The following is a 17,888-nucleotide window of genomic DNA, read 5'->3' on the forward strand; positions in this document are numbered from 1 at the left end:
GCCGCCGCGGTCGCGCGGGCCTTGAGCCTGGAGCCCGCGGACATCGAGACCTCGACGCATGCGCCGCAGGTGGCGTCGGTCGGCCTGATCTTCCTGGTGGTGCAGGTGGCCAGCCGCGACGCCTTGCGCCGCGCCATGCCCGACCCGGCAGGCTACGCGGCCCTGCTGCCGCTGGACGGCGCAAAGTCCATCTATGCCTACACCACCGACACGGGCATGGGCGCGGCGGCCGGGCGCGCCGACATCCAGGCCCGCATGTTTACCGGACGCATGACGGAAGACCCCGCGACCGGCAGCGCGGCAGCGGCCATGACGGCCCTGCGCGCGGCCATACGCGGCAATGGCGCGTTGCGCTTGCGGGTGGAGCAGGGCGTGGACATGGGGCGCGCCAGCGTGCTGCTGGCCCACGCCGAGCCGCGCGCCGATGGTGTCTGGGCAGGCGTGGAGGGCGAGGCCGTGGTGGTCATGGAAGGCACCCTGGCGGCGCCTGATGTGTCTTGAAGTTGGCTGCGTTTCGGAGCCTCGTGTATGCTTGGCCGCATGAACGCACCGCATTCCGCACCGATGTCCGGCGCAGCCTACCGACGAATCACTCGACGTCCATGTTGAGTGGCTAGTCACGTCCCGGCGCTGAATCATCGGCGCCAATCCCTGAAAGCCACGATACCCCTCGTGGCTTTTCTGTTTCTGGCTGGTCCCGCTATCGAGGCGTATCGCAAGGCTTTCGTTGCCATCCTTGAAGGAACGAAGCATGAGTGCGCAAGACCTCGCCATCCGGCCCTACCATTCGACCGACGAAGCCGCGATCATCCAGCTATGGCATGACTGCGGCCTGACCCGCCCATGGAACGATCCGCGCAAGGACATTGCGCGCAAGCTTACCGTGCAGGCGGATCTGTTCCTGGTGGGGGAGGCGGATGGCGTGATCGTCGCGACGCTGATGGGCGGCTACGACGGCCATCGCGCCTGGATCAACTACCTGGCGGTATCGCCCGCGTATCAGCGCCGCGGTCATGCAAGCGCATTGATGCAGACGGTCGAGCGCAAGCTGCTGGAAATGGGCTGCCCCAAGATCAATCTGCTGGTACGGTCGGGCAACGTCGCAGTCAAGGATTTCTACGCGACTCTGGGCTACCAGCAGGACGAGGTCATCAGCCTGGGCAAGCGCCTGATTCCGGATCTTTGACGGAACCGGGAACGGGCGCTTGCGCGCGGCGATCAGATCGCCACGGTCAGGTACACCGCTTCGCGGCCCACGATGGGCATGCGTGTGGGCATGAAGATGGTGCAATGGTCGCAGGGTGAACGGATTTCCTCGGTGCCGTTCATGGCGATCAGCTCACCCTTGGCAAAGGTTTCGAAGCCGATGACGGGGCGGGTGAAAGTGAAGTCTTCAGACTTCACCATGTGCACTTGAAGCAGGCGGTAGCGCTGCGGCACGGGCGCAGGCGGCGTGCCGGCAGGCATGTCGATCAGGCCCGTGTGCGCCAGGAAGCGCAGCGTGACGTCCGTGGCCAGGTCGGCGGCGGATTGCGCGAAGTGCTGGCCGCATTCCACCACCAGCGAACCGCTGCTGTCGGAGTGCGGGTCGCCATGGTGGCCGTAGCCCATGACGCCGGTGCCAGGAAAGAGGTCGGGCGGCATCACCAGATGCACCTGCGGCGCGCCGACGGCGCTGGCCAGCGCCGTGTTGCGGTCCATTTCCGTGTACACCCAGAAAGGCTGCACCGGCGCGCGCGTGGAGTGGATGTCCAGCACGAAGTCGGCGGCGTCGAGCACCGGGCGCAGTTCGCGGGCGCGGCGCAGTTCGGGGCTGTCTTCCGGGCCGTCCAGCATGGCGGCGGACCAGATGCGGTTCAGGTTATGGACGAGCTGGCGATTTTCGTACGGGTTCTCGATGTCGAAGGCTTCATAGGCTTCGACGTGCGCGAAGCTGACGGTGAGCGTGCCGATCTTGGGCCGCACTCCCGTGTCCAGCAAATGGGTCGCGGCCACCATGCCGCAGATTTCATTGCCGTGCGTGATGGCGTTGATCAGCACGTGCGGGCCGGGACGGCCCGACTCGAAGCGGTGCACGTAGGGAATGCCGACATTGCCCTCTCGATAAGCCGCGAGGTTGCGCGGCAGGACTTCGAGCGGAGCGGTGTCGGGTTCGAAAGCGGGATTTTTCATGGGAGTCTGGCCTATTCAGGACGGATGCCGGCGCGGTCGATCAAGTCTTTGTACAACGCCAGGCGCTCGGACATCATGGCGGTGAACTGTTGCGGCGTCTGCTCTTCGGGCGGCAGCGCGCCGGCCTTTTCCAGGGATTGCGGCATGCCGTCCTCGGTGGCGGCGGTGCGCACCGCCGCCAGCAGCTTCTGGACGATGTCGGGCGGCGTGCCGGCAGGCGCTGCCAGGCCGATCCACGACATGGAGTTGAGCACGGGATAACCGAGTTCCTCGAAGGTCGGCACGTCGGGCAGGGAGTCCAGGCGCTTGGGAGCGGCCACCGCCAGCGCCCGCATCTTGCCGACCTGGATGTGCGGCAGGAAGGGCGCGAGGTTATCCAGCGCGAACTGCGCCTGGTCGGAGAGCAGGGCGTTGATCAGCGGCGCGCCGCCACGGTAGGGCACGTGCACGGCCTGCAGCTGCAAGGTGTTCTTCAGCAGTTCGGCGTTGAGCTGGCCCATGCTGCCGATGCCCGCGGTGGCGTAGTGCAGCTGATCGGGGCGCGCCTTCAGCAGCGCGACGAACTCGGCCAGGTTGCGGGCAGGCACGGCGGCATTGGTCACCAGCACGTTGGGCGTGCGGGACAGCTGCGAGATGGAAACGAAGTCCTTGATCGGGTCATAGCCGAGGTCATTGCGCATCAGCGGGTTGGCCAGATGCGAGCTTTGCGACGACGCGACCAGTGTGTAGCCGTCCGGCGCGGCGCGCGCGACGCGTTTGCTGCCGATGGCGCCGCCGGCGCCGTCGCGATTCTCGATGATGATGCTGGTACCCAGCGCCTTGCCCAGGGCGTCCGCATACAGCCGGCCGATCAGGTCGACGGAGCCGCCCGCAGGAAAGGGGACGACCAGCGTGATGGGGCGCGAGGGATAGGTGTTGGCGCGCGCGGTCAACGGCAGCAGGGCGGCGCCCAGGCCGGCCAGGACCAGGCTGCGGCGGGCCAAGGATGGTCCTTGGGGGTGATGCTTCATGGAATTCTCGGGTGATGGCTGCGGGTTTGGTCTAATTTGCAATGAAGATTGCAGGCTGCAATATAAGATGCAACGTGTGTTGTGAAATTTGGGGTTATCACCTAGGACCCGGGTAAAGATGAATCTGCACCAACGTATTGCCGGCTACGGCCGCAAGCTCAGCAAGAGCGAGCATGTGCTGGTCGAGGAAATGCAGGCGCGCTATCCGCAAAGCCTGCTGGAATCGGCGACGGCGCTGGCCAGGCAGGTCGGCACCAGCGCCTCCACCGTGGTGCGTTTGCTGGCCAAGCTGGGCTACGAAAGCTATGCGCAGGCGCAGATGGAAGCGCGCGCGGAAGTGACGGCGCGCCTGGCCTCTCCCGGCGAACGCGCGGACGCGGTCGGCGCCGGCAAGCCTACGCCGCGCGCCTGCCTGCACAACGCCTTGCTGCACGACCAGCACAACCTGAAGGAGACCTACGCGTCGATCGACGTGGCGGCCTTCGAGGCGGCGGTGCGGCTGCTGACGCAGCGCAAGGGGCGGGTGCATGTGCTGGGACTGCGCCAGGCCGCGCCGCTGGCCAGCCATGTGGCGCTATACCTGAACCTGTGCCTGCCCTCGGTGAAGCCCATGGTGGCCGCCGGCCCGCTGTTCCTGGAAGATCAGTTGCTCTGGATCGACGAGGCCGACGTGCTGCTGGCGTTTACGTTCAGGCGCTATTCAGTCGCCGCGGCCAAAGCGGTGCAGTACTTCCGGCAGCGCGGCGGCAAGGTAATCCTGATCACCGATTCCGCGTCGGCGCCCGCCGCCGCCGCTGCTCACCATGTGCTGGTCGCGCGTAGTTCCAGCGCGTCGCCGTTCGATTCCTACACGGCGGCCTTCTCGGTCTGCAATGCCTTGCTCGCGGCGGTGGCGCAGCGCAGCAAACAGGCATTGGGCGCGGCGCTCGAGCGCGGCGAAGGCTTGTGGGACGCGCAATGGATACGTCCGCCGGGTGGCTGAACACCGCAGCTCGCACGATCGTGCAGGGCGGGTGCAAAAGGCCTCGAAACGGACCGGTCCGCAGCCATTTTCGCGGGCTTCAAGATGCGTTCGCACTATCTGTACTAGTGCGTCATAACTCCTTGAAAACATTGCTTTTCAAGCCCAAATATTTTTGGCATATTGCGGCCGGGACAAGTGATTTCAGGAGCAAGGAATGGGCGCGTGGCCACAGCGTCATATCGACGGGTTCGAGGTGGAATGCCAGGTCATCAGGTTGGATACGGGCGTGCTGGCGATTGAGGTTGCGGTGTGCCGAAGGGCGGAGGGCGAATTGGAGCGGCGTTGGTCGCTGCCGCGCTTCGTGACCTTCGAGGATCCCGGGATTGCAAGACGCCATGCCGAACTGGTGCTGTCCGGCATCGTGTCGGTGGACGAGTCCACCGGCGAACCGCGCTACGGAATCCTGTAGCGGGCCGCGCCGGCGGGCAGGGATTCGGCGCGCAGGCAGGTTTTGTTTCTTTTCACACAATCGTGTGCTTTGCGCTGGCCGATTTGCCCGGTACAGTGGTAAACGGTGACAACAAAAAAGGAGAGTTCCATGTTTGATACTTTTCCTGTCTTGCGTCGTGTCGGCCTGGCCGCCGCGGCGATCGGTGTGGCCGGCCTGATGTTCACGGGTTGCACCACCACCAGTCCCAAATCCTCCGCAACCGCCACCGAACAGCGCCAATCGCTGAACAGCGCGGCCGACGCCACGCTGGGCAAGCTTTATCAAGCCTCGCCCCAGTCCAAGGAACTGGTCGCGCGTGCCCGCGGCGTGCTGATCTTTCCGGACGTGCTGAGCGGCAGCTTCATCATCGGCGCCGAGCACGGCAAGGGAGTATTGCGCGTAGGCGGCTCCACTGCCGGCTACTACAGCACCACGGCGGGTTCGGTCGGCTTCCAGGCCGGCGCGCAGTCCAAGGCGATGGTGCTGCTGTTCATGACGGACGAGGCGCTGTCCAAGTTCCGCAATAGCAGCGGCTGGACCGTGGGCGCCGACGCCACGGTGGCTGTCGTCAACATCGGCGCCAATGGCCGCATCGACACGAATACGGCGCAGCAGCCGATCGTGGGCTTCGTGATGAACAACGGCGGCCTGATGGCAGGCGTGTCCCTGGCCGGCACCAAGATCTCCAAGCTGGATCTTTGAGCCTGCCGGCAAGGCAAAACGCCGCGGATGTCCTCCGCGGCGTTTTTGTTTTTACGCGGCAGCCGCGCGTCAACCCATCAGGGAGTCGCCGTTGTTGCGCACCGCGCTCTCGCGCTGCATTTCGGCAGCTTCGATGTCCGGGTCCAGGCCGCGCCAGCGCCTGATGCGGCCGCGTTCCTGCTCGGGCTCCCAGCCGAGCATGCCGTAGCGTGTGATTTCGGTTTCACCGGTTTCGAATTCCACCTCGAAATAGCCCTGACGATCGGGTAGCGTGCCGCCGGGGAACCAGTCGGTTTCAGGCATGGTGTTCTCCTTGCTAGGCGATGGGAGGGAAGCCGGCGCAGGCGCGCGGCCCGCGTGGCGCTTTCATTGTGGAGGGACGCCGGGGATCCTGCAAGTTGCCCTCGGCGATGCCCTGGGCTTCATGCTAGCGGGACCGCGGTGGTGTACAGCACCTGCTTCAAGGCAAAGCTGGAGCGGATGCTGGCCACGCCGGGGATGCGGGTGATGTGTTCGACGATCAGCCGCTCCAGCGCATCGACGTCCGGCACCAGGGCACGGATCAGGTAGTCGGCATCCCCCGACATCAGATAGCACTCCATGATTTCCGGCAGGACGGCGATCTCGCGTTCGAACACGTCCAGCGCAGCCTTGCGCTGCTTGTCCAGCGAGATCTGGATGAACACGTTGACCTTCAGGCCCAGCTTGCGGGCGTTCAGCAGTGTGACGCGGCGGTCGATCAGACCTTCGGTTTCGAGCCGGCGCACTCGCGCCAGACAGGGCGAGGCGGACAGGTTCACGCGCGCGGCAAGCTCGACATTGGTCAGCCGCGCATCGCGCTGAAGTTCGTTGAGGATACGGATGTCAGTGGCATCCAGGTTGATTTCCGGCATAAGTCACCCAGGTATGGTCATTCGGCAATTCATCTGTGCCGAGTATGACGGGTAATGTGATCGAATGCGGTGAAATATGCTGGGGTTTACCCTATAGACTATTCCTTCGTTTGGCAATTTGGCCAAAGTACGGAATATTCAAGTGGTAGATCGGTAGTAATGAGTCAGCAGAGCACGTGGAGCAGGTTTTTGCCGCTGGTGGGCGCGGTAGCCATCTGGGGCGGCAATTGGCCGGTCATGAAGCTGGGGCTGGCGCATATGAGCCCGCTCTGGCTGGCCGCCAGCCGCTTCGGTTCGGCCGCGCTGATCAGCGCGCTGGTGCTGGGCATGCTGGGCCGCCTGCGCCTGCCCACGCGGCAGGAATGGCCGCTGGTGGCGGGCGTGGCGCTGCTGCAGATGGGCGCGTTCACCGCGCTGGCGCTGTGGGCCTTGCAGTACGTGGCGCCGGGGCGCGCGTCGGTGATCGCCTACGCCACTTCCATCTGGGTCATTCCACTGTCCTCGCTGATCCTGAAGGAACGCCTGTCGTTGGCGCAATGGCTGGCGACGGCGCTGAGCTACGCCGGCATCGTCGTTATCGTCGCGCCCGCGTTCAGCCCCTGGCAGGCGCATACGGTGATCGGGCTGGCGATGCTGCTGGGCGCGTCTTTCGCCTGGGCCTGCAACATCATCCAGCTGCGCGGCAACCGGCATATCCGCCTGGGCGCGGACATGATTCCTTGGCAGACCGCCATTGCGGCGCTGCCGCTGGCCGCGCTGGCGTGGATGCGCGATGGCGCGCCCGTCTTTCTGGCCGAGCCGCAGGCGTGGCCCGTGATCCTGTACACCGGTCCGCTGGCCACCGCACTGACCTTCATCGTGGTGCTGGGCATGACGCAGAAGATGCCGCCGGTGGCGACTTCGATCGCCATGCTCTGCGTGCCGGTGATCGGGTTGATCGTGTCGTCGCTGGTGTTCCAGGAGCGCATCTCGGCCGACCTCGCCCTGGGCCTGGGCCTGATCGGCGCCAGCGTGGCGGCGTCGGCCGCGGCGACGCGCCTGAAGCGGCCGCTGGCGCTGCGCACTTCGTAGCCTGCGGATACGCCGCTGCCAAGGGACCAGCCATCGGCGCCGTTCTAGAATGTCGTGCGCCGGGACCGGTTCCGGCTTCTCTTGCAGGCGTGCGGCGGTTATGGATTCCTTATATGTGCTGGTCGCGGTGGGTGCCATGGCCGCCGGTTTCGTGCAGGGCCTGTCGGGCTTCGGCTTCGGCATGGTGGCCATGTCGTTCTGGGCCTGGACGATAGATCCGAAGCTCGCTGCCGCCATGGTGGTGTTCGGCTCGCTGACCGGACAATTGCTGGCCGCGTTCAGCGTGCGCCGCGGTTTCGCGATGGCGCATCTGCTGCCCTTCGTGGCGGGCGGACTGCTGGGCATTCCGGCGGGCGTCAAACTGCTGCCGTACCTGGATCCGTTGATGTTCAAGGCGCTGGTCGGCGGACTGCTGGCAGTCTGGTGTCCCGTCATGCTGCTCGCGACGCGCTTGCCTCCCATCACTGCTGGCGGCAGATTCGCCGACGGCGTGGTGGGCGCGATGGGCGGCGTCATGGGCGGCATCGGCGGATTCACCGGCGTCATTCCCACCCTGTGGTGCACCTTGCGCCGCTTCGACCGCGACGTGCAGCGCGCGGTGATCCAGAACTTCAATCTGTCGATGCTGGTCGTGACGATGGCGAGCTATATCTACACCGGTGTGGTCACGCGCGACATGCTGCCGCTGTTCGCAGTGATCTTGCCGGCGATGCTGGTGCCGACCTTGTGGGGCACGCGCGTGTATGTCGGCATCAGCGACCTGGCGTTCCGCCGCATCGTGCTGGGCCTGCTCACCGTCTCGGGCGTGGCGCTGCTGGCGTCGTCGCTGCCCGGACTGCTGGCCTAGCGTTCTCCGCCGGTCGCCAGGGCGGGCCGGGCAACATGCTATCGTTGGATATTCAAGAGAGAATCACCGCATGGCATTGCACCGTTTCGAGAAAGGCGAGTTGGGACATTGGCTGCGCGTCGTGGCCGACAATGGCGAGCCTGGCGCCGCCCAGACTGAAGTGCCCGCGCACGTGGCGCAGGCGCTGGAGACGCTGCGTTGCATCGAAGCCGGCGCCGATGGCCGCTGGCTCATCACCGATAAGGGCAGGCTCTCCCTGCGCATGGAAGAGCCCGGCGCGATCCACGTGCGATAGCCTCGCGCATGGCGCGGCGCGGCCGCGGAATCCGACAATGTCGACATTCGCCGCAGCTCAGGCCTGCGTGCCGCGTTTCGCTGCGTCTTGATCGTTCGGCTTACGAAAATCCCACACAATTTGCGAATGTTTTCGCAGTATGTCGCAGCTTAGCGAGTATTCCGGGGCGCTACGGGAATTTCCTGAGACGGAATGCGCGATTTGGCTGCTTTTCGACGTATCGCGGGCGTCGAGTCGCCAGTAAGATGAACTTGCGTGACGTTTGCAGGTCTATTCATTTGCGCGGGAATCCTGCTCCCGCAACGTCACGCGTGGTTCACGCGTTTAAGTAACCGACTGGGAGGTAGCACATGCAGCATCGTGACCAGGAAGTTCTGATCGACGTTTCCACAGCGGCCATGGATACCGGCGGATATGGCGTACTGCTGACGGTTACGGCCGAGGGCGGCACCGAAGTGGATGCCGCGTTTTCCCACTTGGGCAACTGCGCTTCGTTGGACGAAGCACGCGATCGCGCGGAAGTATTCGCGCAGAACTGGGTAGAGGAAAACATCTTCCGATAGGGCGCTACGCCCTGGACGGAGCTGATTGGCGGGACCGGTCTGTGTGAGCATGACGCTTCGGAGGATACTCAACGGTTTGCGACGAAAATTTCGGTTATCGTTGCTGCTCCAAAATCTGGAGCCCTTATTGGGTATGCGCCGTTCCAAGATGACTGCCGCACAGACCAACTCTTCACTTGCGGAACACATCCGCGCATTACGCGACCATTTTGATTCCGTTGTCCTGCCCCTCTGGATGGGGCGGGGTTTCAATGGCGCGCTCGGTCTGCCTTTTGAATCGCTGGATGCGTCCACCGGCACTGCGCTGCCGGTCGAGCGCTACCGCGCCATGGCTTGCGCGCGCCAGCTCTATGTGTTTTCAGAAGCGCACGGCGCCGCCGCTGGCGCGCATGCGGACCTGCTGTTCGAATCGCTGCGGCGCGTGTTCCGCGACGAGGTCCATGGCGGTTGGCGCTACAGCGTGGATGCCGAGGCGCGTCCCCTGGACGAAACGCAGGACCTGTACACCCACGCCTTCATCGTGCTGGCTTGCGCCGCCTATTTCCGCCGCAGCCGCAACGCGGATGCGCGCAAGCTCATGCTGGCGACCTCCTCGACCATCGAGGCGCGTTTCAAGACCGCCGATACGCTGTATCACGCAACGCTCAGCGCGGACCTGAGCCGACCGTTGCGCGCGCCCGCGCAGAATCCCATGATGCATCTCACCGAGGCGTATCTGGCCGCTGCGCAGGTTGCGGAACCAACGCTGTACGCGCAGCGTCTGCGCGGCCTGGCGCAAGGCGTCAGTCATTTCTTCGTGCATGCGGCCTCGCAGTGCATTTCGGAAGAGCGGCAGGGCACGGCCGGCAACCGGCTGGAGCCCGGGCATCAGTTCGAATGGCTGTCGCTGGTGCATGGCTCGGCCGAGGTGTTCGACGGCCTGGAGCTGGCGGAATCGTTGCCGCGCGCCGTGCGCTGGTCGCGCCGACATGGCGTGGACGCGGGCGGGGTGGTGGCTGCGCTGGACGAGTCCGGAGCCGTCATCGACGACACGCGCCGGATCTGGGCGCAGACCGAGTATCTGCGGGTGCTGGGCGTGCTGGGCGACCTGCCTGCGCTGGAGGCTGCCCTGGCCATGTTCCGTGCGCGTTTCCTGCACCCGGGGGGCTGGTACGAATGCCTGGATTCGCAGGGAGCAGTGGTGCGCGCGGACATGCCTTCGACCTCGCCGTACCATCTGGCTACCTGTCTGTCCGCCATGCCAACCGTTGTTTAATTGTGGCGTTAACAATTATTTTTGGATTTATCGTCATATATTGATAGAAAAGTATTGGTGAAATCCCTTACAATTTAGTAACTATGTTTGTAGGGAAGCACCAATGAGCGTTATGTGCCTGGCTTGCCAACGCATTAACCCGGGGCTTGCAGGCGTTGCGCCGCATGCCCATCTGGGACATCAGGGATTCACCAACCCGACGCAGAGAGGCCGTGAAGAAAGCCGTGAAGATCACTTCCGCTGCTTGAGTTGCGGGGCGAAATGGCTGCGCGAGACCGACAAGTGGGGCGTGGACCTGGGGTTCAAGCTCGCACCCTGAGCACTCCGCCGCGCCAGCTGAACGGGCTCCGTAGGAGCCCGTTTTCATTTCGTCGTATTTGGCCGCCGCTCGCGGCAACCACATGTGTCGCGCCTGCCTTCAGCCCGGGCCGGCGGCCAGCACGTCCGGGTCTTGCCCGGCAGTCTCCAGCAGCCATTGGCGGAAGCAGGCCAGCGCGTAATGGTCGCGGCGCTGGGCCGGCGCGCATAGGTGATAGCCGCGGGCGATGCGTATGGGCAGGTCGGGAAAGGGGGCCGCCACGCGTCCCGCCTGCAGGTCGTCGCGGACCAGGCAGCGCTGCAGCACGGCGATGCCCATGTCTGCCATGACGGCGCGGACCAGGATGGAAACCTGGTCAAAACCATTGGACAACTGGACCGAGGCGCGCGGCACGCCGGCGGCAGCCAGCCATTGCACCCAGTTGTCCATGCCATTCGAGTGGTACAGCAGCGGCTCCCCGAGCAGGCCGGCCGGGGTGTCCCAGAGTCCCTGCGCGCGCCGCGCCGCCAGTCGGGAAGGGTGGCAGATCACGACCAACTCACGCCCGATCACGTAGTCCACCTGCCAGCCCGGCCATTGCTCCGGCATGCCGGACAGAATGCTGGCATCGGGCGTCGCGCCCGAAAAATCCTCGTTGCGGCGGTAGGCCGCAAAGCCGAGCTGGATGTCGGGATGGCGCGCGTGAAAGTCCGACAGGCGGGGCAGCAGCCAGGCGCTGGCCAAGGTCGGCACCGTGGACAGCGTCAGGCGCAGGCGGCGGTCATTGGCGCGCAATCCGGCGCTGAGCGACTCGATCTGCTGCAGCGGGCCTTGCGTGCCGTCGTACAGGCGGCGTCCGGTTTCAGTCAGGGTCAGGCCATGGGCGTTGCGATGCATCAGCGGCTGGCCGAAGTGCGCTTCCAGGCGCGAAATGGCGCGGCTGACGGCGCCCTGGGTGACGCACAGGACCTCCGCGGCGCGGGTGAAGCTGCCCAGGCGCGCCGCCGTCACGAAGGCGTGCAGCTCCGACATGGAGGGCGAGTGCAGTCGCATCTAGCATGACCATTGGTAATGAAGCCGTGCAATATAGTCGTTTGAAAGGGGGGCGTAAAGTTCGGACACTGGCGGCCTTGTCGATTGACCTTCAACTTTCGGAGTCATCCCCATGTCCCGCCGTCTTCTGGGCCGGTCCGCGCGCTTCGCGCTCGCCGGCATGTTTGCCACGCTGACCTTCGCCGGCATCGCCCAAGCCGCCGACTATCCTGCCCGCCCCATCAAGCTGGTGGTGCCGTTCGCCGCCGGCGGTTCGACCGATATCGTGGCGCGCCTGGTGGCCGAGTACGCCGGCCGCGACCTGAAGCAGACCATCGTGGTCGAGAACAAGGCCGGCGCCGGCGGTTCCATGGGCATGGAGCAGGTAGCGCGCGCCACGCCCGACGGCTACACCATCGGCATGGCCACGATGAGCACGCACGGTTCGAACCCGGCCGTGTTCCGCAAGATGAACTACGACCCGGTGAAGGATTTCGTGCCGGTGGCCAATGTGGTCGCGGTGCCCAGCATCTTTGCGATCAACCCGGGCCTCCCGGCCAAGAACATGGCCGAGTTCGTGGCCCTGGCCAAGAAGCAGCCGGAACGCTACAGCTTCGCCTCGCCAGGCGTGGGTTCGTTGGGCCACGTGAACATCGAGAACTTCATGATGCTGTCCGGCATCAAGCTGCTGCACGTGCCGTACCGCGGCGCGGGTCCGGCGCTCAATGACGTGATGGGCGGGCAGGTGGATGCGATCACCGACAACCTGTCCTCGACCCTGCCGCAGGTGCAGGGCGGCAAGCTGCGCGCGCTGGCCGTGCTGGGCGCCGAGCGTTCGCCGCTGTTGCCCGACGTGCCGACCTACATCGAGCTGGGCTATCCCGACATGGGCACGGGCGGCTGGTTTGGCCTGGTGGCGCCCGCCGGCACCCCGCCGGCCGTGGTTGAACGCCTGAACAAGGCGGTGCGAGCCGCCCAGGATGATCCGGAATTCCGCAAGAAGGCCGAGGAAGTGGGTGGTACGCTGGTGCGCACCACGCCCCAGGAATTCGAGGCGCAGATCCAGCAGGCCCTGGCCCGTTACGCCAAGGTCGCCAAGACTGCCAACATTCAGGCTGATTGACGATGACCCACGCCGACTTCGACGCTGTTTCCGTACACGAGCCCTCGGGCCCGGCCCTGCCGCTGGTCTGCGATTCGCCGCATAGCGGCGAGCGCTATCCCGACGATTTCGGCGCCGCGGCCACCCTGGCGCAGTTGCGCCAGGGCGAGGACACGCACGTGGACGCGTTGTGGTCGGCGGCACCGGCCTTGGGCGCGACGCTGATTGCCGCGAACTTCCCGCGCGTCTACATCGATCCCAACCGCACGCTGCAGGATCTGGACCCCGAGCTGCTGGCGCAGCCCTGGCCTGAACCGCTGGATCCGGGCGAGAAGACCCGCCTGGGCAAGGGCCTGATCTGGCGCAGGATGGACCGGGCCACGCCGATCTATGATCGCAAGCTGACGCTGGCCGAGGTGCGCCACCGCATCCAGGCGTATTACGAGCCCTACCACGCGGCCCTGGCGCACGCGATCCAGCAGGTGCGGCAGCGCTTTGGCGCGGTCTGGCACCTGAACCTGCACTCCATGCCCAACGATGCCTACGAGCGCCTGGGCCGCAAGAGCGAGCATCCGCTGGCGGACTTCGTGCTGGGCGACCGCGATGGCACGACCTGCGAGCCCGAGTTCATCGCCCTGATCGAGGCGGCCTTGCGCGGCAAGGGCTACACCGTGGCGCGCAACGACCCTTACAAGGGCGTGCAGCTGATCGCCCAGATCGGCCAGCCGGGCTTGAACCGCCACAGCCTGCAGGTGGAAATCCGCCGTCCGCTGTACATGGACGAAGCCACGCGCGAGCGCAATGCGGGATTCGCGCCGCTGCAGGCCGACCTGTCCGATGTGCTGGCGCAGGTGGCGGCCTACGTGCGCGCGCGCCAGGCGGCCCTGGCTTAAGTTTCCCTTTGGCAGGCCGTAGTCGGTAACAAGGAACCGCGCCTTTTTTGGGCGCGGCTACACGGAACCGCAATGGCTGAGAAGATCATCAACGGATTTTCGGTGCTCGCGTACGCGACCCAACCCGAGGGGCGCGTGCCACCGCGCGCTTTCATCGAAACGCGGCGGCTGCCCAAGAAGCAGAGCCAGGCCGAACGGGACGCGCAGGCCGCGGCCCAGGCGGACGCGCAAGAGGAGCGGCCGGCTGACGCCACGCAGGAAGACGCGAACGACGCCGAGCCAGACACCCTGGCCTTCGAGATCTTCATCAGCCGGCGCTTCCGCAGCACGGTGGAGGCCATGTCGGCGGCGCGCAACGCGCTGGACCGCATCAAGCTGGTCGACGAGGACGGCGTTCCGGATCACTTGCCCGAGTAGCGCGGTCCGTGGGCGGCGATGCGCCGCCCATATTGTTATCCCGACTTTGTATTTGTCGAACCCCTGAGCGCAGGCCGATGATGCCGCATGGCAATCATCGCCATTCACAGTCTGCTCAAAAGGAAGGTTGATGAATACGAACGTCCATTCCCGCGCCATCTCCACGCGGGGAATCTCGCGCCGCACGCTGTTGCGCGCGGCAGGCGCCGCAGGCCTTGCCGCGCCCCTGGGCATGCTGGGCTCGCGCGTGCTGGCCGCCAATGCGGCGCCGCGCACTTTCAAGATTGCATGGAGCCAGACCGCGGTCTGCCAATCGCCCGTCTCCGTGGCGCTGGAGCGCGGCTTCTTCGACAAATACAACCTCAAGGTCGAACGCATCAATTTCAGCGGCTCCACTGATCAGCTGCTGGAGGCGATCGCCACCGGCCATGCCGATGGCGGCATCGGCATGGCGCTGCGCTGGTTGAAGCCGCTGGAACAGGGCTTCGACGTGAAGCTGGCCGTGGGCACGCATGGTGGTTGCATGCGGCTGCTGACGGCCGAGGACTCGCCGATCAAGAGCGTCAACGACCTGAAGGGCCGTCGCGTGGCGGTGTCGGACCAAGCCAGCCCGGTGAAGAATTTCTTCGCGATCCGCGTGGCGCAGCTGGGCATCGATCCGGAATCGGTGGACTGGCGCCAGTATCCGCAGGACCTGTTCGGCGAGGTGCTGCGCAAGGGCGAGGTCGACGCCATCGCCGGCGACGACCCGCTGATCTACACGCTGCGTGAAGACAACAAGCTGCGCGAGATCGCCACCAACATCGAGGGCGACTACGAGAACCGTACCTGCTGCGTGCTGGGCCTGCGCGGCGACCTGGTGCGCAGGGATCCCGAGGCCGCCGCCGCCATCGCGCGCGCGGTGATCGACGCGCAGCGCTGGACGGCTTCCAACCCGGACGAGACGGCACGCATCTTCGCGCCCTATGTGCCCGGCAAGGTACCCGCCGAGCGCGTGGCCGCAATCCTGCGCAGCCATAGCCACGGGCATGCGTCGACCGGGGCGGCGCTGCGCGAGGAGATCGTGGGCTACGCCAAAGACCTGAAAACGATCAAGGTGCTCAGTGCGGGCCTGGACGTCAACAAGTACGCGCAAGTGGTGGTGCCCAATGTCCTCGGCTGACGTATTGCATGCCCCGGCCGCGGGCACGAATCCGCCCCTGCGCGACTGGCGCTTGTGGAAGACCGGCATTGCCGCCGCCGTCCTGTGGGCGGGGGTAGGTGGTGTGACGCTGGCGTGGCCGAACGTGGAGGTCGGCTTCTCGTCCTGGGGCTACACGCGCGAATTTGGTGCGGCGGCCTTGGCCTTGGCGCTGCTGCTGTTGCTGGCGGCGGCGCCAGGGGCGGGGCAGTTGCGCCCTGTGCGCGCCTTGCGTCGGGCGGGCCCCTGGCTCGCCACGCTGGCGGTGGCGGTGGGCGCCTGGGAGATCGCGACGGCCAAGCTGGCGCTCCTGCCCAGCCCGTTTTTCGCGCCGCCGCAGTCGCTGATCGAGGTCTATGCCACCGACTACAAACGGCTGGCCGACAGCCTGGCGAATTCGCTGTGGCTGCTGGCCAACGGCTTTCTGCTGGGCGCCGCCGCAGGCTTTCTGACCGGCGTGGCCATCGGCTGGTCGCGCGGCCTGGGCTACTGGGTACATCCGGTGCTGCGCTTCCTGGGGCCGGTGCCGTCCACTGCCTTGCTGCCGATGGCATTTTTCTTCTTTCCATCGAGCTGGTCGGCTGCGGTCTTCCTGATCGCGTTGGCAACCTGGTTTCCAGTCACGGTGCTGACCTGGTCGGGCGTGGCGGGCGTGAACCGGGCGTACTACGACGTGGCGCGCACCCTGGGCGCCAACGAATGGTTCCTGGTGCTGCGCGTGGCGATTCCGGCGGCGTTGCCGCAGGTCTTCGTGGGCCTGTTCATGGGCCTGGGCGCGTCGTTCTCGGTGCTGGTGGCGGCCGAGATGATGGGCGTGAAATCCGGCCTGGGTTGGTATCTGTCATGGGCCCAGGGCTGGGCCTCCTACGCCAATATGTATGGCGCGCTGATCGTGATGGCGCTGGTGTTTTCGGGCCTGATCAGCTTGCTGTTCCTGGGGCGCGACCGCCTGCTGGCGTGGCAGAAGGGAGTCGTGAAATGGTAGCGGCGGCCGTACCTGAAAAGCAGAATGCACCCGGCGCCGCGCTGGCCGTGCGCGGCGTGAACCATCACTTCGACCTGGATGGCGCGGAATTGCCGGTGCTGGACGGCATAGACCTGGATGTGAAGGCGGGCGAGTTCGTGGCCTTGCTGGGACCCAGCGGCTGCGGCAAGTCCACGCTGCTGCGCCTGGTCGCGGGCCTGGAGCCTCCGGCCGCAGGCGGCCTGCTGGCGGACGGCGAACCCATCACGGGGCCTTCGCCTTCGCGCATCGTGGTGTTCCAGGATCCCACGCTGTATCCCTGGCGCACGGTCTGGGACAACGTGGCCCTGGGGCTGCAGGCGCGCGGGCTGTTGAAGACGCAGCGCGGCCGGGTGGACGAGGCCTTGCAGCGCGTGGGGTTGACGCCCTTCGGCCAGGCCTACCCGCACCAGCTGTCCGGCGGCATGGCGCAGCGCGCCGCGCTGGCGCGCGCGCTGGTCAACGATCCGCGCATCCTGATCCTGGATGAGCCGCTGGGCAAGCTGGACTCGCTGACCCGCATCGCCATGCAGTCCGAACTGGTGGACCTGTGGCAACGCGAAGGCTACACGGCCTTGCTGGTCACGCACGACGTGGAGGAGGCGCTGTTCATGGCCACGCGCATCGTGGTGCTGAGCGAGCGGCCGGCGCGGATCAAGGATGAGATCGTCAACGACCTGCCGTATCCCAGGCATCGCGGCGATCCGCGCCTGGCGGCCTTGCGCCATCGCGCGCTGGCCTTGCTGGGGTTGGACTCGACGTGGTGAGCATCGCGCAATGCCGGCCGGCGGATGTCGCTTGCGCGGCGCGGCCGACCCGGTGGCGCGTAACGGTGCTGCTGACGGTCGGGTTGGCCGCGTTGGCGCTGACCCTGGCCGCGACGATCTGGCGGTCGCTAGTCCAGGTTCCGGTATTGACGTACTGGCCGTTCGCTTGGCGCTACGACCCGGACCTGCCTGTCAGTCCGCATACCTGGCGCCAGCTGTGGCTGGCGCTGGCGCAGTCGGCGGCGGCGCTGGCACTGTTGTGCGGCGCGCTGTTCGCCAAACGCCGGCGGCTGGCATGGCTGGGCGCCGCTGCCGCGCTGGCGCTGCTGACCGACTGGCCGCGTCCGCAGATGCTGCTGACCGAGGCGCACAGTTCCTCCTATCAGCTTTCACCGCTGCCGTTTTCCGATGCCAATCTGCTGCGGGGCGGACGGCTGTACCAGGCGCATTGCGCCGCGTGCCATGGCGCGGCAGCCGATGGGCGGGGCGAGCTTGCGGCCAGCCTGCCGGTGTGGCCCAGCGTGCTGGGACCGGCCCTGTTCCAGAACAGACTTGAAGGCGAGCTGCACTGGCGCATCGCGCATGGCGGGCAGGAGCCGGCTGCCAAGCTCGCGATGCCCGCGTTCGGCGCAACGCTGAGTGCCGACGAGATATGGCAGGTGCTGGACTATCTGCGCTTGCGGGCCTATGGGACTGGTGGCGGCAGCGGCATGCCTGCGGTGGCCGCGCCTGTCGTCGAACTCGTCTGCCGTGATGGCCGCGCGGCGCGGCTCAGCGGCCTACGTGGCTTGCCCCTGCGTGTGATGGCCCATGCGCCGGGTGCGCCCGAGGAACCGCAGGATCCGCGGCTGCTTACCGTGGCGCTGACGCGAGGCGCGGCGCAGGACGTCGATGCGGATTGCGTGGCGGTCGGCGCAGGCGCCTGGAACGCCTA

General features: G+C 66.1%; 24 protein-coding genes. 18 read left to right on the forward strand and 6 right to left on the reverse strand.

The window, feature by feature from the left end:
* Together VIR09_RS18495 and VIR09_RS18500 are read left to right on the forward strand one after the other, a co-directional pair.
* Positions 1-501: PhzF family phenazine biosynthesis protein (locus VIR09_RS18495; RefSeq protein WP_332014185.1), on the forward strand; the 501-nt coding region annotated here is incomplete at its 5' end.
* Positions 502-751: 250 nt separating this feature from the next.
* Positions 752-1,186, forward strand: coding sequence for a GNAT family acetyltransferase (locus tag VIR09_RS18500; RefSeq protein ID WP_332014186.1), 435 nt, complete (start codon positions 752-754; stop codon positions 1,184-1,186).
* 32 nt (positions 1,187-1,218) lie between these two features.
* Here VIR09_RS18500 and VIR09_RS18505 read toward each other — a convergent pair whose 3' ends face one another.
* Together VIR09_RS18505 and VIR09_RS18510 are read right to left on the reverse strand one after the other, a co-directional pair.
* Positions 1,219-2,172, reverse strand: a complete 954-nt coding sequence (locus VIR09_RS18505) for a succinylglutamate desuccinylase/aspartoacylase domain-containing protein (protein ID WP_332014187.1) — start codon at positions 2,170-2,172, stop codon at positions 1,219-1,221.
* A gap of 11 nt (positions 2,173-2,183) precedes the next feature.
* Positions 2,184-3,182: a Bug family tripartite tricarboxylate transporter substrate binding protein gene (locus tag VIR09_RS18510; RefSeq protein ID WP_332014188.1), complete on the reverse strand. Its 999-nt coding sequence runs from the start codon at positions 3,180-3,182 to the stop codon at positions 2,184-2,186.
* Between the two features lie 118 nt (positions 3,183-3,300).
* On the opposite strand from VIR09_RS18510, the gene VIR09_RS18515 reads away from it, so the two are divergent.
* Both VIR09_RS18515 and VIR09_RS18520 read left to right on the forward strand, forming a co-directional pair.
* The gene (locus tag VIR09_RS18515; RefSeq protein WP_332014189.1) at positions 3,301-4,164 is read left to right on the forward strand and encodes a MurR/RpiR family transcriptional regulator; all 864 of its coding nucleotides are present in this window, start codon (positions 3,301-3,303) and stop codon (positions 4,162-4,164) included.
* 196 nt (positions 4,165-4,360) lie between these two features.
* Positions 4,361-4,615, forward strand: a complete 255-nt coding sequence (locus VIR09_RS18520; protein ID WP_332014190.1) for a hypothetical protein — start codon at positions 4,361-4,363, stop codon at positions 4,613-4,615.
* On the opposite strand, the gene VIR09_RS18525 is transcribed toward VIR09_RS18520, so the two are convergent.
* Entirely contained in the window at positions 4,600-4,746 is a 147-nt protein-coding gene (locus VIR09_RS18525) for a hypothetical protein (protein ID WP_332014191.1), read from the reverse strand. The two genes, VIR09_RS18520 and VIR09_RS18525, sit on opposite strands and share 16 nt — an antisense overlap.
* On the opposite strand from VIR09_RS18525, the gene VIR09_RS18530 reads away from it, so the two are divergent.
* Positions 4,745-5,338: a BPSL1445 family SYLF domain-containing lipoprotein gene (locus VIR09_RS18530; RefSeq protein WP_332014192.1), complete on the forward strand. Its 594-nt coding sequence runs from the start codon at positions 4,745-4,747 to the stop codon at positions 5,336-5,338. The two genes, VIR09_RS18525 and VIR09_RS18530, sit on opposite strands and share 2 nt — an antisense overlap.
* Before the next feature lie 69 nt (positions 5,339-5,407).
* Here VIR09_RS18530 and VIR09_RS18535 read toward each other — a convergent pair whose 3' ends face one another.
* Positions 5,408-5,641: a hypothetical protein gene (locus VIR09_RS18535; protein WP_332014193.1), complete on the reverse strand. Its 234-nt coding sequence runs from the start codon at positions 5,639-5,641 to the stop codon at positions 5,408-5,410.
* 119 nt (positions 5,642-5,760) lie between these two features.
* The gene (locus tag VIR09_RS18540; protein ID WP_006226939.1) at positions 5,761-6,231 is read right to left on the reverse strand and encodes an Lrp/AsnC family transcriptional regulator; all 471 of its coding nucleotides are present in this window, start codon (positions 6,229-6,231) and stop codon (positions 5,761-5,763) included.
* A 159-nt stretch (positions 6,232-6,390) separates the two neighbouring features.
* On the opposite strand from VIR09_RS18540, the gene VIR09_RS18545 reads away from it, so the two are divergent.
* The 6 genes from VIR09_RS18545 to VIR09_RS18570 all read left to right on the forward strand — a co-directional run bounded on the left by VIR09_RS18545 (position 6,391) and on the right by VIR09_RS18570 (position 10,581).
* Complete coding sequence (locus VIR09_RS18545) at positions 6,391-7,302, forward strand: DMT family transporter (RefSeq protein WP_332014194.1); 912 nt, start codon at positions 6,391-6,393, stop codon at positions 7,300-7,302.
* 100 nt (positions 7,303-7,402) lie between these two features.
* Positions 7,403-8,149 (forward strand): sulfite exporter TauE/SafE family protein, encoded by a 747-nt coding sequence (locus VIR09_RS18550; RefSeq protein WP_332014195.1) that lies wholly within the window; start codon positions 7,403-7,405, stop codon positions 8,147-8,149.
* A 70-nt stretch (positions 8,150-8,219) separates the two neighbouring features.
* Entirely contained in the window at positions 8,220-8,444 is a 225-nt protein-coding gene (locus VIR09_RS18555; RefSeq protein ID WP_332014196.1) for a hypothetical protein, read from the forward strand.
* Between the two features lie 350 nt (positions 8,445-8,794).
* Complete coding sequence (locus VIR09_RS18560) at positions 8,795-9,007, forward strand: hypothetical protein (protein WP_008159938.1); 213 nt, start codon at positions 8,795-8,797, stop codon at positions 9,005-9,007.
* 148 nt (positions 9,008-9,155) lie between these two features.
* Positions 9,156-10,262 carry an AGE family epimerase/isomerase gene (locus VIR09_RS18565; RefSeq protein ID WP_332014197.1) on the forward strand — a complete coding sequence of 369 codons (1,107 nt, stop codon included), beginning with the start codon at positions 9,156-9,158 and terminating at the stop codon, positions 10,260-10,262.
* Between the two features lie 103 nt (positions 10,263-10,365).
* Positions 10,366-10,581, forward strand: coding sequence for a hypothetical protein (locus tag VIR09_RS18570; protein WP_332014198.1), 216 nt, complete (start codon positions 10,366-10,368; stop codon positions 10,579-10,581).
* Positions 10,582-10,680: 99 nt separating this feature from the next.
* On the opposite strand, the gene VIR09_RS18575 is transcribed toward VIR09_RS18570, so the two are convergent.
* On the reverse strand, positions 10,681-11,613 hold the full coding sequence (locus VIR09_RS18575) for a LysR substrate-binding domain-containing protein (protein ID WP_332014199.1): 933 nt from the start codon (positions 11,611-11,613) through the stop codon (positions 10,681-10,683).
* Between the two features lie 112 nt (positions 11,614-11,725).
* Here VIR09_RS18575 and VIR09_RS18580 point away from each other — a divergent pair, with 112 nt between their 5' ends.
* The 7 genes from VIR09_RS18580 to VIR09_RS18610 form a co-directional block, all read left to right on the forward strand.
* Positions 11,726-12,715, forward strand: a complete 990-nt coding sequence (locus tag VIR09_RS18580; protein WP_332014200.1) for a tripartite tricarboxylate transporter substrate binding protein BugE — start codon at positions 11,726-11,728, stop codon at positions 12,713-12,715.
* A 2-nt stretch (positions 12,716-12,717) separates the two neighbouring features.
* Positions 12,718-13,587, forward strand: a complete 870-nt coding sequence (locus VIR09_RS18585) for an N-formylglutamate amidohydrolase (RefSeq protein ID WP_332014201.1) — start codon at positions 12,718-12,720, stop codon at positions 13,585-13,587.
* A 72-nt stretch (positions 13,588-13,659) separates the two neighbouring features.
* Positions 13,660-14,004: a hypothetical protein gene (locus tag VIR09_RS18590; RefSeq protein WP_332014202.1), complete on the forward strand. Its 345-nt coding sequence runs from the start codon at positions 13,660-13,662 to the stop codon at positions 14,002-14,004.
* A 130-nt stretch (positions 14,005-14,134) separates the two neighbouring features.
* Positions 14,135-15,166: an ABC transporter substrate-binding protein gene (locus VIR09_RS18595; protein ID WP_332014203.1), complete on the forward strand. Its 1,032-nt coding sequence runs from the start codon at positions 14,135-14,137 to the stop codon at positions 15,164-15,166.
* Positions 15,153-16,169, forward strand: coding sequence for an ABC transporter permease (locus VIR09_RS18600; protein ID WP_332014204.1), 1,017 nt, complete (start codon positions 15,153-15,155; stop codon positions 16,167-16,169). Before VIR09_RS18595 ends, VIR09_RS18600 begins: the two co-directional genes overlap by 14 nt.
* Positions 16,163-16,954: an ABC transporter ATP-binding protein gene (locus tag VIR09_RS18605; RefSeq protein WP_332014205.1), complete on the forward strand. Its 792-nt coding sequence runs from the start codon at positions 16,163-16,165 to the stop codon at positions 16,952-16,954. The genes VIR09_RS18600 and VIR09_RS18605 overlap by 7 nt, the downstream gene beginning before the upstream one ends.
* On the forward strand, positions 16,951-17,888 hold a 938-nt coding region (locus tag VIR09_RS18610), incomplete at its 3' end, for a c-type cytochrome (protein WP_332014206.1). The genes VIR09_RS18605 and VIR09_RS18610, both read left to right, overlap by 4 nt.

It is taken from the genome of Achromobacter sp. (assembly GCF_036567245.1).
Classification (GTDB): Bacteria; Pseudomonadota; Gammaproteobacteria; order Burkholderiales; family Burkholderiaceae_B; genus Achromobacter.